Origin of the sequence: Massilia sp. LXY-6 (assembly GCF_051233485.1) — a bacterium.
GTDB lineage: Bacteria > Pseudomonadota > Gammaproteobacteria > Burkholderiales > Burkholderiaceae_D > Telluria.
Window position 1 is genome coordinate 36916 of the sequence record NZ_JBKFGF010000022.1, and the last position, 15601, is coordinate 52516.

Here is a 15601-nt window from a genome sequence, read left to right on the forward strand (position 1 = left end):
AAGACCGTGCGGCCTTATTGCAGCTTGTTGGCCCGCTGGGCCTGCAATTGCTCGCGGATCTGCTCGCGCAGTTGCTGCGCGTTCGAGTGGGTGTAGTCCTTGTTGACCTCGAGCTTGATCAGCGGCTTGATGTGCGGATCCAGGTACATGCGTAGCGCGCCGAGGAACTGCGGCGAGGCGGAAATGACCAGTTGCTGGAAACGGCCTTCCTGGTGCGCGTCCATCAGGTATTTCGAGATGTCCTTCACGAACTGTTCCGCTTCGTGCTCCTGCGGCGTCTGGGCCGGCTGGTAGGCCTTGTTCGGGGCGCCGGCCTTGGCGTTGTGGGCGAAGCCCGCAGCTTCGTTGCCGCCGATGTTGTGGCTGCTGCTGCCGGCGGCCGTGCGCCCGACCTCGTCCGTGTTGATGTCCGAAGTCCGCATGCGCGCGGCGGAACTGACCAGGTCCTCGATTTCTTCCAGCGGTTCGGCCGGGTCGTAGTCCGAAAAAATCCTCGCTCGGCCGGCGTTGGCCGACACAATCCAGGTCGTCTGCATGTTACCTCCTGTCAGTCTGAAGCATGAAGGATGGACCGGCGACTGCAAGCGCAATGGCAATCGCATTGCATGCCGATCATGGCTTGCATTCAGTATAGCCAAGGTTTCGAATGCTTGGCGTCACGTATCCGGACGGTAAGGCCAGAACCGCAAGCCGTGCTGGCGAAGGGCCAATCGGAACCAAAGCGCATGCCGCAGGTCTGAAGCTGGATGGCTGCGATGTAGGAGCAGGAAAGCATGAGCCCGGGCGGGCGTGACGACACCATTTCGGTGGAACTGGAGAGTACCTGCGCGCAGGAGGCGATTCATCTGCTGGGCACCGTGCAGTCCTACGGTTTCCTGATGGTCGTGGACGTGGCGAGCCGGCGCATCGTGCAAGTCTCCGCGGGGATCGTGCACCACTGGCCGGGATTGCCGGATGCAGGGGCGCTGCTCTCCACGCCGCTGGGCGAGTGGGTCGCTGCCGTGGAAGGCCCGGGACCACCCGACAGCGCACCAGACAGCGCGCTCGACATCGCGGCGCTGCCTGCCACGCATCCGCTGGCGCTGCCCTGGCGTCCCCGGTTCGAGCAAACCTGCGCCGGGCCGATGCAGCCGGGTATCTCGCAATGGGAATGCCTCGGGCACCGCTGCGGGGAGTACGCGATCATCGAGTGGCTGCCGGTGAACGCCAGCGTGGATGAGTTGCGGCGGCAAAACCAGGTATTCGCCGATTTCGGACCCATCGTCGCCCGTTTGCGGCGCGCCGAGGGCCTCGACGCATTCTTTGGCGAGTGCGTGAAGGTGATCCAGGAAATCAGCGCGTTCGACCGGGTGATGATCTACCGCTTCATGCCCGATGGGGCCGGTGAAGTCGTGGCCGAGCACACCTCGGCGGCGTACCAGAAAAAATATCTGGGATTGCGCTTTCCCGCTTCCGATATCCCCAGTCAGGCGCGCTCGCTCTACCTGACCAACAAGTTGCGCGTGCTGGCCGATGTGGAAGCGTCGATGGATACGCTGGTGCCGCCGACGCTGCCGGACGGATCCTTGCTCGATCAAAGCCACAGCATGTTGCGCGGCCTGTCCCCGGTCCACCTGTCCTATCTGCGGAATATGGGCGTGCGTGCCACGCTGACCTTGTCGATCGTCTGCGACGGCAAGCTGTGGGGGCTGATCGCCTGCCATCACCATCGCCCCAGGACGCCGCCATACCAGCTCAGGGAGGGCATGCGCCAGTTGGCCGAACTGCTGGCGGAAATCGCCAACATGCGCATCGAGGCCTTGTCGCATCTGGAATCGGTACGCCATCGCCTGACGCTGGATCGTTTGCTGAGCCAGTTTCATCAAGCCCTGATCCAGGACGGCGATATCACCACTGTGCTGGAACTGTGGATGCCCAGGCTGCTGCCGGCGTTCAATGCCAGTACCATGGGCGTGCAGATCGGTACGCTCGCCTCTGTCGGCGGGCCGGGAAGGCGCCAGGGGGCCACGCACCAGATACTCGACGAGGTCGGGGCGCGGCTGGACAGCCAGACCGCCCGTCCGATGGTCAGCACGTGGGACGATCTGCTGACGTCCCAAAAAAAGACGCTCAAGTTTCTGCCGGAAGCCGCCGGCCTGATGGTGGCGCAGCGCCATGACGAGGACATCATTTTCTGCTTCATGACCCGGCCGGAAGTGGTGCGTAAAGTGCGCTGGGGCGGCGAGCCCGCCAAGGAGATGGTGTCGCTTCCGAATGGGCGGATTCGCCTGGAACCGCGGCGCTCCTTCGCCGTGTGGCAGGAGTCGGTGCGGGGCCATTCGGATGCGTGGCTGAAGTCGGATGCGGAGGCGCTGCAGAACCTGCTGCAGATCCTGAGCGAGGTGAACAAGCTGCAGGTGAACCGGAAAATGCAGGAGACCTTGCACTGGCGGGCCCACCACGATCACCTGACGGGCCTGTACAACCGCCGGGCCATGGAGGACGAGGTATCGCGGCGCCTGGAAGACGGCGAATACAACACCGCGCTGATGCTACTGGACCTGGACCATTTCAAGAAGATCAACGACACCTATGGCCATGAAACGGGCGACCAGGTGCTCCAGCAATTGAGCCTGCGGCTGAAGGCGGTGATGCGGGAATTCGACCTGCTGGCGCGCCTCGGCGGCGACGAATTCATGCTGCTGCTGCAGATCCCGCATCCGAATGCCGCCACCGCCCTGACGTTTGCCGAGCGCCTGCACCAGGCCGTTGCCAGGCCGTTCGACATCAAGGGACAGCAATTCCGCCTGGGGGTTTCGGTGGGCATTGCGATTCCGCCCGGTCACGGCCGGACCGTCAGCGAATTGCTGCGCCACGCCGACCTCGCGCTGTACCAGGCCAAATACCGCGGCCGCAGCCGCAGCGTCGTCTTCGAACTGGCGATGGCGGCGGACCAGCGCGACTATTACCTGCTCGAGCGCGACCTGGACGAGGCGGTCGAGCGGAATCAGCTGTCGCTGGTGTTCCAGCCGAAGGTAGATCTCATCAGCCGCAAGGTGGTCGGCCTCGAAGCGCTGGTGCGATGGAACCACCCGACCCGGGGGCAGAGCAGCCCCGGCGCCTTCATCCCGATCGCCGAGAACAGCGACCAGATCATCCGGATCGACCGCTGGGTGATGCGCCACGCGATCGCCGAACAGGCCCGCCTGCAGACCCACGGCCACGCGATGCTGCCGATCGCGATCAACCTGTCGATCGCGGACATCCTGTCGCCGAACCTGGTCGCCTACCTGACCGAGTTATTGAAGGAATATCAGGTTCCAGCGAGTGCCCTGGAAATCGAGGTGACCGAATCCTGCTTCATGCGCGAACTCGGCGAAACCCAGAGCGTGCTGCGGGCGCTGAACGAGAGCGGCATCGCCACCGCCCTCGACGATTTCGGCACCGGCTTTTCCTCGCTGAGCTACCTGCGCCAATTGCCGCTGCAATGCCTCAAGATCGACCAATCCTTCACCCGCAGCATGCTGCAGGACCCGAACGCGGAAAAGCTGACCCAGGCCATCGTCGCGATGGGTAACGCGCTGAAGATGACCATCGTCGCCGAAGGCGTGGAAACCCGGGAGCAGATGAACTGGCTGCTCGCCCATGGCTGCCACATCGGCCAGGGATATTTTTTCAGCCCGCCGGTGCCGCCCGAAGACCTGCACCAGGTGATCGAGCGGATCGAAGTGCGCCTGAGCGGCTGATCGCCACACTGAAAGCTAAATGAAGGGGAGACGGGGGTAGAGTTGCGCCATATTCATCAAAGCCATAAGTGATATACATGACGCAACTTAACCGACTCCCGCTTGAAAATGCCCAGGCACAAGCCCACGCGCAAGCACCCGTCCAGCCGAAGCCCCATCCGTTCTGGAAACTGATGGATATCCGCCTCGGCATCGTTCCGCTTCCCACCTATGTCCTGCTGGTGGCGCTGATCGCCGGATTCGTCGCGACAGGCAAGGTGCCCAACGATATCTGCGTATCGATCGCCATCCTGACCGTCGGCGGATTTTCGTGCGCGGAACTGGGCAAGCGCCTGCCGTTCTTCCGCAACATCGGCGCCGCCGCCATTTTCGCCACCTTCATCCCCTCCTACCTGGCGTTCAGCCACCTGATTCCGGCGCCGGTGCTGAAGAACGTGGTCGACTTCACCAAGTCCACCAACTTCCTGTACCTGTTCATTTCGTCGATCATCGTCGGCAGCATCCTCAGCATGGACCGCTCGGTACTGATCAAGGGCTTCATCAAGATCTTCGTACCGCTCGCGATCGGCTCGGTCGTGGCGGGCATCGTCGGCACGGCGGTCGGCGTGGCGCTGGGCCAGGACGCCTTCCACACCTTCTTCTACCTGGTCGCGCCGATCATGGCCGGCGGCGTCGGCGAAGGCGCGATTCCGCTGTCGATCGGCTACGCAGGCATCCTGCACCAGGAGCAGGGCGACATCTTCGCGCACGTACTGCCGGCGGTGATGCTGGGCAGCCTGACGGCGATCCTGCTGTCGGGCATGCTGAACGCGATCGGCAAGAAGCATCCGCACCTGACCGGCGAAGGCCGCCTGCAGCCGGGCGACCAGGACGACGGCAAGCCGCTGGCGGAAGTCCTGCCCCTGCACATGGACATCGGCCATATCGCCGCGGCGGGCATCACCTCGATTTCGCTGTACATGGTCGGCGTGCTCAGTTTCAAGCTGTTCGAGTTCCCGGCGCCGGTGGTCATGCTGTTCGTGGCCGTCATCTTCAAGCTGTCGCGCGCGGTGTCGCCGCAGCTGCAGCAAAGCTCCTACGTGGTCTATAAATTCTTCTCGACGGCAGTCACCTATCCCTTGCTGTTCGCCATCGGCGCCTCGATGACGCCCTGGGACAAGCTGGTCTCGGCCTTCAATGTCGTGAACCTCACCATCATCGTCTCGACGGTCGTCAGCCTGATGGCCACCGGCTTCCTGGTCGGCCGCAAGTTAAACATGTATCCGATCGAAGCGGCGATCATCAATGCCTGCCACAGCGGCCAGGGCGGTACCGGCGACGTGGCGATCCTGACGGCCGCCAACCGCATGCAACTGATGCCGTTCGCGCAGATCGCGACCCGCATCGGCGGCGCGATCACCGTCACCCTGACGCTGGTGGCGATGGCCAAGCTGCACTGAGCGCCGGCCCACACCCTGCGCCCGGCCGGCGGGCGCCGCGGCGCAGGGACGGCTTTCCCCTATTCCTACCGGACGTGCCGGTTTTTCACCCGGTCCCATCCCTGGCGCACGGCCGCCTCGATCCGGTGCCATGCCGACGACTCGCCGCTCGCGTGCTTCTGTTCCCAATCGCTCTGCAGGCTGGATTCGGCCTCTTCCCATGAACTGTCGCGGTAGGTATCGCTGGCGCCCATGGCCTTGCCGTAGCGGTAGGCCATGTCTTCGGCGGGGTGGCCCCAGGGCGAGCCCGCGCCCATCGAATCCTGGTAGGTGTTGCCGGATGGCGGAGAGGCGGCATTCTGGGTGCCGAAGTAGCGGCCGTCATCGAGGCTACGGTATTGCAGCGCGCCGGGCTCGGTGCCCGGCGGGCAGGCACTGATCTCGGCGACGCCGGGCAGGTAAGTGCCGGCGCTGGCCTGGTCCGACTGCTCGTGGCCTTCCTCGATGCCGGCCGGGCCGAAGCGGCCGATGATGCCGGCGGCGCGTTCGGCTTCCGGTTCGGATTCGGTCGTGAACATGACGATGTGTTGACCATGCATGGCCGCGTCGGGAGACTGCGCCGGATCGCTCATCGGATCGCTCATCGGATTGTCATGATGCTTCGATCCGAACAGTCTGCCAAAGGCGTGCCGGACCGAGGCGCCCAGCCCTTCGTGGTGTGCGGCGCTTGCCGTTTCGCTGGTGTCGCCCGAGAGTGCGACGTCGGCGTGCGTGTAGCCCGAAGCCAGCAATTCTTCCAGCACGTGCTGGGCATCGCTTCGGTTGTCGAAGACTGCTTTCAAAGTGTGTCGCATGATGTTCCCCCCGGTAATGCTTGCGCCGTGCCGGTGGGGGCCAGACAGCTCGGGGCAGCGCATGCGGCACGGCGCTTGCCCGATCCATCCTACTCCGAATTCCGACGTGGTGTGAGGGGTGCTTTGCCGGCGTGCTAATCTCAGCATCAGGCAATATCCCACAGCATTAAAGCGAATGAGCAATGAAGATAATTGATCGCGCCGGCACCCGGCAGGCGCTGCCCTTCAACACCTTGATCGAGGCGATCGCACGCATGTTCGTGACCGGATGCCAGGTGCCGACCCGGCACGTGCATACGGTCGGCAACGGCAAGGGCGCCGAGGGCACTGTTCTCATCATGCCGGCCTGGCATGGCGATTACATGGGCATCAAGACCGTCAACATCTTCCCCGGCAACGCCGCGCGCGGCCGGCCGGGCCTGCATTCCACCTATATCCTCTACAGCGCCGCGACGGGTGAACCGTTGGCGCAGATGGACGGTGACGAGATCACCTCGCGCCGCACCGCGGCCGCCTCCGCGCTGGCAGCGCGCCATCTGGCGCGGCGCGACGCACGGCGCCTGGTGGTCGCCGGTTCCGGGCGCGTCGCCAGCTTGATCCCGGAGGCATACCGGACCGTGCTGCCGATCGAGGACATCACGATATGGAGCCGCAACCCCGAGGCGGCACGCCGCCTTGCCGGCCAGTCGAGCCTGGAAGGATGCGCCGTGCGCTCCAGCCCCGACCTCGAGCAGGCAGTACGCACGGCCGATCTGGTGTCGTGCGCGACGCTGGCGACCACACCCATCATTCGGGGCGAGTGGCTCGCGCCCGGCAGCCATCTCGACCTGATCGGCGGCTTCACGCCAGCGATGCGTGAAGCGGACGACGCCTGCTTTTCCGGCAGCCGTTTGTATGTCGACACCGTGGAGGCCCTGCAAAAATCGGGCGACCTGCTGGGGCCGATGTCGCGCGGCGTGTTTGCCGCGGAAGATGTCGCCGGTACGCTGGAGTCGCTATGCCGTTCGCAGCCCGGCAGACCGGAAGGGGCGCATGTGCGGACGGTGTTCAAGTCGGTCGGTACTGCGCTGGAAGACCTGGCCGCCGCGATCCTGGTGTACGAGGGCTAGGCGCCCAGCTATCAGCCGAACCCGTCGCGAAACTGATCACGGAGAAAATCCACGAAGATGCGCACGGCGCGGGGGACATAAGGGCTGTAGGGGCGCAATGCAAACAGCGAGTCGCCGAAGCTTCCTACGGCGCGCCACTGCGGCAGCACTTGCACGAGCTTGCCTGCGGCGAGGTCGGCGCTGGCGCTGAAATCCGGCAGCAACGCGATTCCCAGCCCATCGAGGGCCGCGCCGCGCAGGGCCTCGCTATTGTTGGCGGCGAACGGGCCCGACACGGCAACGTTCAGCCGTCGGCCCGATCCGCGCCGCGTTTCGAAACTCCAACTGGGCGCTTCGCCACGCCGGAAGTAATACAGGCAGTCGTGGCTGCCTAGGTCCTGCGGGGTGGACGGCGTGCCGCGCGCGCGCAGGTAGGCATCGGTGGCGACCAGCACCGCTTCGGTACGGCACAAGGTCCAGGCGACATGGGTTTCGGGCGCGGACGCCGCATGCCTGATCGCCAGGTCGAACCCTTCCTGGGCCAGCGGCACCAGGCGGTCGGACAGTTCGAGCTCGATGCGCACCTGCGGAAACGCGCGGAAGAAGGCAGCCATCCTGGGGACGATTTGCTGCCTGCCGAGCGCCACCGGCGCAGTAACGCGCAGCAGTCCTCCAGGCGTCTCCGCGAGGTCGCGCACGCCGGCGAAACTGCGCTCGATATCCTGGAATGAGGTGCGTACCGCGTCGACCAGCATCTTGCCCGCTTCCGTCAACTGCATGCTGCGTGTCGTCCTGTGCACGAGCGCGACGCCCGAGGCCCGCTCGAGTTCGGCAATACGTTGGCTGACCGCGCCCTTGGTGAGTCCGAGCCTGACTGCCGCTGCCGTATAGCTTCCGGTGGCATCCACGACAACCAGGGAGTGCAGGTGATGCCAGAGACCTTCGATTTTTTTCGCGTCCATCACTTGATTGTTTAAATAATTAAACGATGTTTGTATTGTAGGCGCATTGTCCCGATGCGGCGGCCCCCCTAGAATCGGCAGGGTCAAACTTCCCATCAGGAGACATTCAAATGAACCCCACCCCCGCATTTACCAGTAAGGACACGGTCTCGCACTACATTCATGGCGAACGTACCGAAGGCAAGGGCGCCCGCCGTGCCGATGTCTTCAATCCGTCATCGGGCCAGGTAGCGCGCCAGGTCGTGCTTGGCGGGACGGAGGACGTGGCCGAAGCGGTTGCCGCGGCCAAGAAAGCGTTTGCGGCCTGGGCCGACACGCCGCCGATCCGCCGCGCACGCGTGATGCACCGCTTCCTGGCGCTGATGAACGAGCACCGGAATACGCTGGCCGCCATCATTACCGCCGAACATGGCAAGGTGTTTACCGACGCCGCGGGTGAGGTGGAGCGTGGCATCGACATCATCGAGTTCGCCTGCGGTATCCCCCAGTTGTTGAAGGGCGACTATACCGACCAGGTATCGACCGGCATCGACAACTGGACCCTGCGGCAGCCGCTTGGCGTGGTGGCAGGTATTACGCCGTTCAATTTCCCGTGCATGGTTCCCTGCTGGATGTTCCCTGTGGCAATCGCCGCCGGCAATACCTTCATCCTGAAGCCGAGCGAGCGGGATCCGAGCGCAGCCTTGTTCATGGCGGACCTGCTCAAGCAGGCCGGCTTGCCGGATGGCGTCTTCAATGTCGTGCAGGGCGACAAGGTGGCGGTGGATGCACTGATCGAGCACCCGGACGTCAAGGCGATCAGCTTTGTCGGCTCGACGCCGATCGCCCATTACATCCACGAGCGTGGCTCGCACTTCGGCAAGCGCGTGCAGGCCCTGGGCGGCGCAAAGAACCACATGATCGTGATGCCGGACGCCGATATCGAGCGGACCGTCGATGCCCTGGTCGGCGCGGCCTACGGCTCGGCCGGCGAGCGCTGCATGGCGATTTCGGTGGCGGTGCTGGTGGGCGATGTCGCCGACCGGATCATCCCCCTGGTCGCCGAGCGCGCACGCTCCCTGAAGATTCGGGACGGCATGGACCTCGAGGCGGAAATGGGGCCGATCGTCACCCGCCAGGCACTCGAGCGCATCGAGGGCTATATCGGGATCGGTGCCGAGGAGGGGGCCAGCCTGGTCGTGGACGGCAGGGGCCACCAGGTGGAAGGGCGCGAGCAGGGATTCTTCACCGGCGGCACGCTGTTCGACCATGTGACGCCCGAGATGCGCATCTACAAGGAGGAAATCTTCGGTCCGGTGCTCGCCTGCGTGCGCGTCAAGGATTTTGCCGAAGCCGTCGAACTCGTGAATGCCCACGAATTCGGGAACGGGGTGTCCTGCTTCACCAGCGACGGCAACGTGGCGCGCGAATTCACCCGCCGCATCGAGGTCGGCATGGTGGGCGTGAACGTGCCGATCCCGGTGCCGATGGCGTGGCATGGTTTTGGCGGCTGGAAGAAGAGCCTGTTCGGCGACATGCATGCCTACGGCGAAGAGGGTGTGCGCTTCTATACGCGGCAAAAATCGGTGATGCAGCGCTGGCCCCAGAGCATTGCCAAGGGCGCCGAGTTCGTGATGCCGACGGCGAAGTAAGACCTTTCGCGTCGTAAAAAAAAAACGACATTCCCGACGCAGCGGGAATGTCGTTTTTTTTAGGCTTGGTCCAGGGCTTTCAGCACAGGGCCCGCTACGCGATGAAGTCCCTGATCGCATCCAGGAACTGCAGTGGTTCCTGCAACTGCGGCACATGCGCGCATCCGGCCAGGATCCGCAATTGCGCCTTGGGAAGGCCGGCCGTCAGTTCCTGCGACATCGGCGGCGGCGTGGCTTCGTCGTGCTCGCCAACCAGCACCAGTGCCGGAACCGTGACCTGCGCGAGCTTGTCGCGTACGTCCAGGCTTGCCAGCGCGGCGCACGCTGCGTGGAAAGTTTCCGGATCAACGGCAAGGAAGCGCTGGCGGCGTTCCTCGATCAACTCCGGATGCTCTGCCTGGTAGGAAGGCGAGAACAGGCGGCGCATCGCGACATCGGAAATGCCTGCCAGGCCTTTTTCGCGGGCATTGGCCGACATGCCGCGGAAGGCGGCCCGGCCCGGCTCCGAAAAGGCTGCGCCGCAGTCGGCCAGCACCAGGCGGCTGGCAATGCCCGGATGGCGGATGGCGGTCATCAGTGCGGCGAAGCCGCCATACCCATTTCCCAGCAGGATAGGGGGCTGGCCCAGGTCCATGGCCTGTATCGCCGCAGCCACGCGATCGGCAGCTTGCTCCAGTCCGCCATCGACGCGGTCGGATGCGCCGAATCCCGGCAGGTTCAGGATCACCACGCGATGCGTCTGCGCCAGCGCGCCGGCAATGCCGTCGAAACTGGTATCGTCCGCCAGCAGCGAGTGGAACAGGACGACCGGGGTGCCCTGTCCGCCAACGCGGGCGGCAACGGTGCCGCCAGCGCAGGATACCCGTATGCTGTCGAACTGCGCTTGGACTTCTTTCATTACTGCGTTCATGTCAGGCCTTCTTGAAGGATACGTTGGTAAATTCTTGTTCTTCGATCTGTTCGAGGCTGCGCTTGCCGGACTCTACGCCGAAGGCAAGCACCACGACCACCATCACGAACAGCAGTCCCACCATCAGGCTCAGGACGCCTGTGATCCCGTAGGTGGAAAACAGCCAGACCACCAGGAAGGGCGTGCCGATGGTTGCGCCGCGGCCGAAGGTATTGCAGATGCCTGAAGCGCGCAGCCGGACTTCGGTCGGGAACAGTTCGGGGATATAGATCGCGAACAGCAGCGCCACCAGTATATAGATCGGCACGGTCAGCGCGAAACCGACGAGCGGCAGCAGCACCGGGTCATGCACGAAGGGATAGATGCAGCCGAACAGGATGGCCAGGGTACCGGAGATGCTGATGGTCGCCTTGCGGCCCCAGCGGTCGGCTGTCAGCGCGCCGATGGCCGAACCGATCGGGGCGCCGATCGACATCAGCATCGAATACTGGAAGGAGGTTGCAATGGTGAGGCCCTGCTTGACGAAGAAGGTGGGCAGCCAGGTGACGAAGCCGTACAGCAGGGTGTTAATCACGATCAGGCAAACGCAGCCGACGACCATGCGCCCCAGCAGCGGCGGGGTCCACAGGCTGGCCAAGCTGCGCGACGGCGGCACGGCGGCCGGTACGGCCGGCGCCGGCAGTTGCGCGCCGCCCGAGGCTTCCGCTTCGATTTTCTGCATCAAGGCTTCGGCTTCTTCCTTGCGGCCGACCGACTCCAGCCAGCGCGGCGACTCCGGCAGGGATTTACGCATGTACCACACGACGATCGCGCCGAGGCCGCCGAGGATGAACATGGCGCGCCACGAGAAATGCGGAATGATGTAGGTGCCCAGCAGCGCCGCCACCGGCAGACCGCTCACCACGAACACCGCCATGAAGCCCAGCCACTTGCCGCGCACCTTGGCGGGCACGAACTCGGTCAGGGTGGAATAACCGACCACGTTTTCCGCGCCCAGGCCGATGCCGATGAACAGGCGCAGCACGATCAGCGTGATCATGTTGGGGGCAAAAGCGGCGAGGATGGAGGCGCCGCCGAACAGCAGCAGGTTGAATTGGTAAGTGAAACGGCGGCCGAAACGGTCGCCGAGGAAGCCGGTCATGAACGAGCCGATCATCATGCCGATGAAGGTGGTGGAGACGAACAGGGCATTCTGCGGCATGGTCGAGAAACCGCTGTGCAGCGTGGCGCCAAGGACGGTCGCGGCAATATAGATGTCGAAGCCGTCGAAAAACATGCCGATGCCAATCAGCATCATGATGCGACGGTGGAAAGAGGATATCGGAAGCCTGTCCAGCCGGCCCCCTGCGTTGACGATTGTGCTCATGTTGTCTCCATGGTTGTTATTGACCGCTTGTGTCGTTTTTGCGCTTTGCGCTTATTAACCGCTGGTACAGCAAAGACATGCCGCAAGAGCCAATGCGGCATGCTGGGAATACGAGGGGTGCCGCTTAGTTCAGGCGCGGCTGTGCTGCGGTGTCCTTGTACCAATCGAACGGCGCATCATCCAGGCGCACCATCACGCTCTTGGTCTCGAAGTGCTGGTCGAAGGATTCGGTGCCGCACTCGCGGCCGATGCCGGAATCCTTGACCCCGCCCCACGGCGAAGCCGGGTCGAGACGGTGGTGGTCATTGATCCAGACGATGCCGCACTTGATCTTGGCGGCGACCCGGTGCGCGCGGGTGATGTCGTTGGTGCGGACCGCGCCGGCCAGGCCGAACTGGCAATCGTTCGCCATGGCGATGGCTTCGGCTTCGGTGGAGAACTTAGACACCGACACGAAGGGCCCGAACACCTCTTCCTGGAAAATGCGCATGTCGGCGGTGACATCGGCGAACACGGTCGGCTCGACAAAGAAACCGTTGGCCAGCGACGGATCGGCGGGCACCCTGCCGCCGGCGACCAGGCGCGCGCGGTCTTCTTCCAGGCCGATACGGACGTAGTTCAGCACCCGCTGCTGCTGGCGGCTGGAGACCACCGGGCCGAGCTGCACCGACGGATCGATCGGATTGCCGATGCGGATGGTCTTCGCCTTGGCGGCCAGTTTTTCCACGAACTCGTCATAGATGCGCTCATGCACGATCTGGCGGCTGCCGCAGATGCAGGTCTGGCCAGCGCCGATGAAGGCTCCGAAGGCGGCGTAGTTGACGGCCTGGTCGACATCGAAATCGTCGAACACCAGCACCGGGGTCTTGCCGCCGAGCTCGAGCGTCTGGTGCGCGAAATTGCTGCCGGCGACGGCGCCGGTGATGCGGCCGGCTTCAGTGCCGCCGGTCAGCACCCATTTGTCCAGCAGGCGATGCTCCGCCAGCGCCTTGCCGGTGGTCGGGCCCAGGCCGGTGACGATATTGAAGACGCCCGGCGGCAGGCCTGCCTCGACGAACATCTTCGCCAGCAGCAGGGTCGTCAGCGGCGTGTACTCCGACGGTTTGACGACCGTGGTGCAGCCCGAGGCCAGCACCGGACCCAGGCTCTTCATCAGGATCATCAGCGGATGGTTGAACGGGGTCGAATTGCCGACCACGCCGACCGGCGTGCGCAGGGTGTAGTTCAGGTAGTTGCCATCGACCGGGATGACGGAATCGCGCCGCGCGATCGCCAGGCCGGCGTTATAGCGCAGGAAATCCGGCAGGCGCGAGACCTGAGCGCGGGTTTCGTTGAGCGAGCGACCATTGTTGAGCGTTTCGAGACGGTAGAACTGCTCGATATTCGCTTCCATCACGTCGGCCAGCTTGTTGATCAGCTTGGCGCGCGTGCGGTTCGACATATTCGCCCATTCCGGGCTTTCGAACGCCGCTGCCGCGCTCTTGACTGCGCGGTCGACATCGCTGTCGCTGGCGTGGGCGATCCGGGCCAGCATGTCACCGGTCGCCGGGTTGATCACGTCGATGAGGTCGCTGCGGCTGGCCGCGACCTCCACGCCGTCGATGAACAGGCCATGCACTTCGACATCCAGGTTCATTACTTGTGCTGCATTGCTGCTCGACATGCTGTCTCCTTGTGGTTATGTAGGTATGAATGAATCAGCCGCGGATCACCATCAGCGAAACGGCACTGGTGAACCGTTTTGCAGCCGCGTCGATGTGATCCTGGGCGATTTTTTCTGCCCGCTTGGCTTTGCGCTCCTGCAGGGCATCGATGAGCTGGCAATGCTCGGCCACGACCGTGGCGGAACTGCCATGCTTGATGTTGTTGACACTCACCAGCACCGCCCGCTCCATCTGGTCGATCAAGTCCCCCAGCTGGTCGCGCATGCGCGCATTCGAGGCCAGCTCGGCAAGGTGGCGGTGGAAGGAGCGGTTGTAGTCGACGAATCCGCCTTCCCAGTCCTTGGCGTCGAAAACGCGATACGGCTCCAGCGTCGCCAGTTGCTCGTCGCTGGCACGGCGCACGATGCGCTCCATGCACGCACGCTCCAGGGCGATACGCAGGTGGAACATGTCTTCGACATCGGCCAGCGAGATCGGGGCGACCCGATACCCTTGCCGGGGAATCGTGATCACCAGGCCCTCGCGTTCCAGGCGCATCAGGGCATCGCGCACAGGCGACTTGCTGACCTGGAAGCGCTCCGCCAGTTCGGCCTCGCGGATATCGCCGCCGGGGGGAATGCGGCACTTCAGTATGTCGGCGCGCAACTGTTCGTAAATCGACTCACGCAGCAAGGGGCTGCTTACGGCCTTCAGTGGTATGGATAGGTTTGTCATGGATTGATTAGACATCAGTTATCTAAGTTTTACAAGAGCGTGATGTATCACGAAAGAGAATTTATTTCGAATATTTTGAGACATGCGCGCTGGTTTCCTGAGGATTTAGGATGGTTTCATGCTGTAGAAATATCACGATATAGGATGGTTAGAACCTGTGATGTGTTGGATTTATAAATTTCAGATAAGTGTGATGTATGTCAAACGGGGCATGCCATGCGCATGACACCGCAGGCGACCTGCAACGGATTGCGCAGCCGGCATTCGCCATGGCGGGGCGCCGGTCCCTTGCGTTCTGCGCGGCGGTCATCGCTCCTTGGCCGGATTCCTGGCATGGGGGGCGATCGGACGAGCTGGTCGACGTCCTTGCTTTCTTTGCGGCTTCACCCCGATACCGGAGATCGATGGGACACCAGGATCGCCGGCGGCGTAAACGACAACGCCCACTTGCATGAGTGGGCGTTTTGGAGGGATGTTCTTGGGGGCCCGGGGCGGAATCGAACCACGGACACAAGGATTTTCAAAACACGGCTCTGCGACACACCCGGAATGCTTCAAGGAAACCCTTGATGTATCGGGTTGTCCAGTTCAGTCCGGTAAGTCCGCGACCCAACGCCAGCACCCAGGCCGTCCGCGTGACTCGACGCCGTATCTCGCGATGCGAGCAGCAACCTCGCCGGCGCAGCCGGGCCCGGTGCGCTCGTGATGCATAGCCACGGTCGGCGTGCAATTTTCCTGGGCGTTTGCGAGCGCGGCCTGACAAGCTTTTAATGGCCGGGATTGCTTCGACAATCGGTAGGGGCAGCCGGGAATCGTGAACTTGCGCACCTGGGACCGGGGCTGCCAACGGCAAGCCACGCTGATCGACCAGGAGGTGATGTTTGCAGCCGGGCTTCCCCGATCAGTTGGTTTCCGGACGGTATGCTCGCCGCCACGCGGCGAAGCTACGCTGGCGGCATCAATCAGAGCTCGTCGGGAACGGGGGCTTTGGCCATAGCATCAGTCCGGCTAAGAGCAGGCCGTCCATGTTAACGGCAAGACCGTGGCTACGTACGGCTGAAATCGGACCTAAAGTGGACGTTTTAGGAGCGAACGGGCTACGTTCTGACTTCGCTCGCGGCGGGTGTGCGAGCCGACCGCCAAATGCGAGCTAAGGAAGCGCTGATTTAATCGCCGAGCTCCCCCGGCCGCCGGCGCAACTGGCACAATGATGCATCCCATCTTTCCAGCATCACCGATGAAGCAAACGAGTTTTTCCGACGCCGAGTT

At 63.5% G+C, this 15601-nt stretch carries 11 protein-coding genes and 1 pseudogene; 4 read left to right on the forward strand and 8 right to left on the reverse strand.

What is annotated here, in order from left to right; genetic code table 11:
* Positions 1-14: 14 nt before the first annotated feature.
* The gene (locus tag ACI48D_RS11555) at positions 15-536 is read right to left on the reverse strand and encodes a host attachment protein (RefSeq protein ID WP_435571365.1); all 522 of its coding nucleotides are present in this window, start codon (positions 534-536) and stop codon (positions 15-17) included.
* Between the two features lie 237 nt (positions 537-773).
* Between ACI48D_RS11555 and ACI48D_RS11560 the strand changes: the two genes are divergently transcribed.
* Positions 774-3725 carry an EAL domain-containing protein gene (locus ACI48D_RS11560; protein WP_435571366.1) on the forward strand — a complete coding sequence of 984 codons (2952 nt, stop codon included), beginning with the start codon at positions 774-776 and terminating at the stop codon, positions 3723-3725.
* A gap of 77 nt (positions 3726-3802) precedes the next feature.
* On the forward strand, positions 3803-5164 hold the full coding sequence (locus ACI48D_RS11565) for a 2-hydroxycarboxylate transporter family protein (protein ID WP_435571367.1): 1362 nt from the start codon (positions 3803-3805) through the stop codon (positions 5162-5164).
* A gap of 65 nt (positions 5165-5229) precedes the next feature.
* On the opposite strand, the gene ACI48D_RS11570 is transcribed toward ACI48D_RS11565, so the two are convergent.
* Positions 5230-5997 (reverse strand): hypothetical protein, encoded by a 768-nt coding sequence (locus ACI48D_RS11570; RefSeq protein WP_435571368.1) that lies wholly within the window; start codon positions 5995-5997, stop codon positions 5230-5232.
* Between the two features lie 182 nt (positions 5998-6179).
* Here ACI48D_RS11570 and ACI48D_RS11575 point away from each other — a divergent pair, with 182 nt between their 5' ends.
* Positions 6180-7106, forward strand: a complete 927-nt coding sequence (locus ACI48D_RS11575; RefSeq protein WP_435571369.1) for an ornithine cyclodeaminase family protein — start codon at positions 6180-6182, stop codon at positions 7104-7106.
* 11 nt (positions 7107-7117) lie between these two features.
* Here ACI48D_RS11575 and ACI48D_RS11580 read toward each other — a convergent pair whose 3' ends face one another.
* Positions 7118-8047 carry a LysR family transcriptional regulator gene (locus tag ACI48D_RS11580; RefSeq protein ID WP_435571370.1) on the reverse strand — a complete coding sequence of 310 codons (930 nt, stop codon included), beginning with the start codon at positions 8045-8047 and terminating at the stop codon, positions 7118-7120.
* Between the two features lie 110 nt (positions 8048-8157).
* Between ACI48D_RS11580 and ACI48D_RS11585 the strand changes: the two genes are divergently transcribed.
* Positions 8158-9678, forward strand: a complete 1521-nt coding sequence (locus tag ACI48D_RS11585) for a CoA-acylating methylmalonate-semialdehyde dehydrogenase (RefSeq protein ID WP_435571371.1) — start codon at positions 8158-8160, stop codon at positions 9676-9678.
* A 94-nt stretch (positions 9679-9772) separates the two neighbouring features.
* Here the strand turns inward: ACI48D_RS11585 and ACI48D_RS11590 are convergent, their stop codons facing one another.
* The 5 genes and pseudogenes from ACI48D_RS11590 to ACI48D_RS11610 all read right to left on the reverse strand — a co-directional run.
* Positions 9773-10576 (reverse strand): alpha/beta fold hydrolase, encoded by an 804-nt coding sequence (locus tag ACI48D_RS11590; RefSeq protein WP_435571372.1) that lies wholly within the window; start codon positions 10574-10576, stop codon positions 9773-9775.
* 13 nt (positions 10577-10589) lie between these two features.
* The gene (locus tag ACI48D_RS11595; protein ID WP_435571373.1) at positions 10590-11954 is read right to left on the reverse strand and encodes an MFS transporter; all 1365 of its coding nucleotides are present in this window, start codon (positions 11952-11954) and stop codon (positions 10590-10592) included.
* Between the two features lie 124 nt (positions 11955-12078).
* On the reverse strand, positions 12079-13617 hold the full coding sequence (locus ACI48D_RS11600; protein WP_435571374.1) for an aldehyde dehydrogenase: 1539 nt from the start codon (positions 13615-13617) through the stop codon (positions 12079-12081).
* Positions 13618-13651: 34 nt separating this feature from the next.
* Positions 13652-14332, reverse strand: coding sequence for a GntR family transcriptional regulator (locus tag ACI48D_RS11605; RefSeq protein ID WP_435571375.1), 681 nt, complete (start codon positions 14330-14332; stop codon positions 13652-13654).
* 520 nt (positions 14333-14852) lie between these two features.
* A pseudogene (locus ACI48D_RS11610) lies at positions 14853-15218 on the reverse strand (transposase); the annotation flags it as partial.
* Positions 15219-15601: the final 383 nt, after the last annotated feature.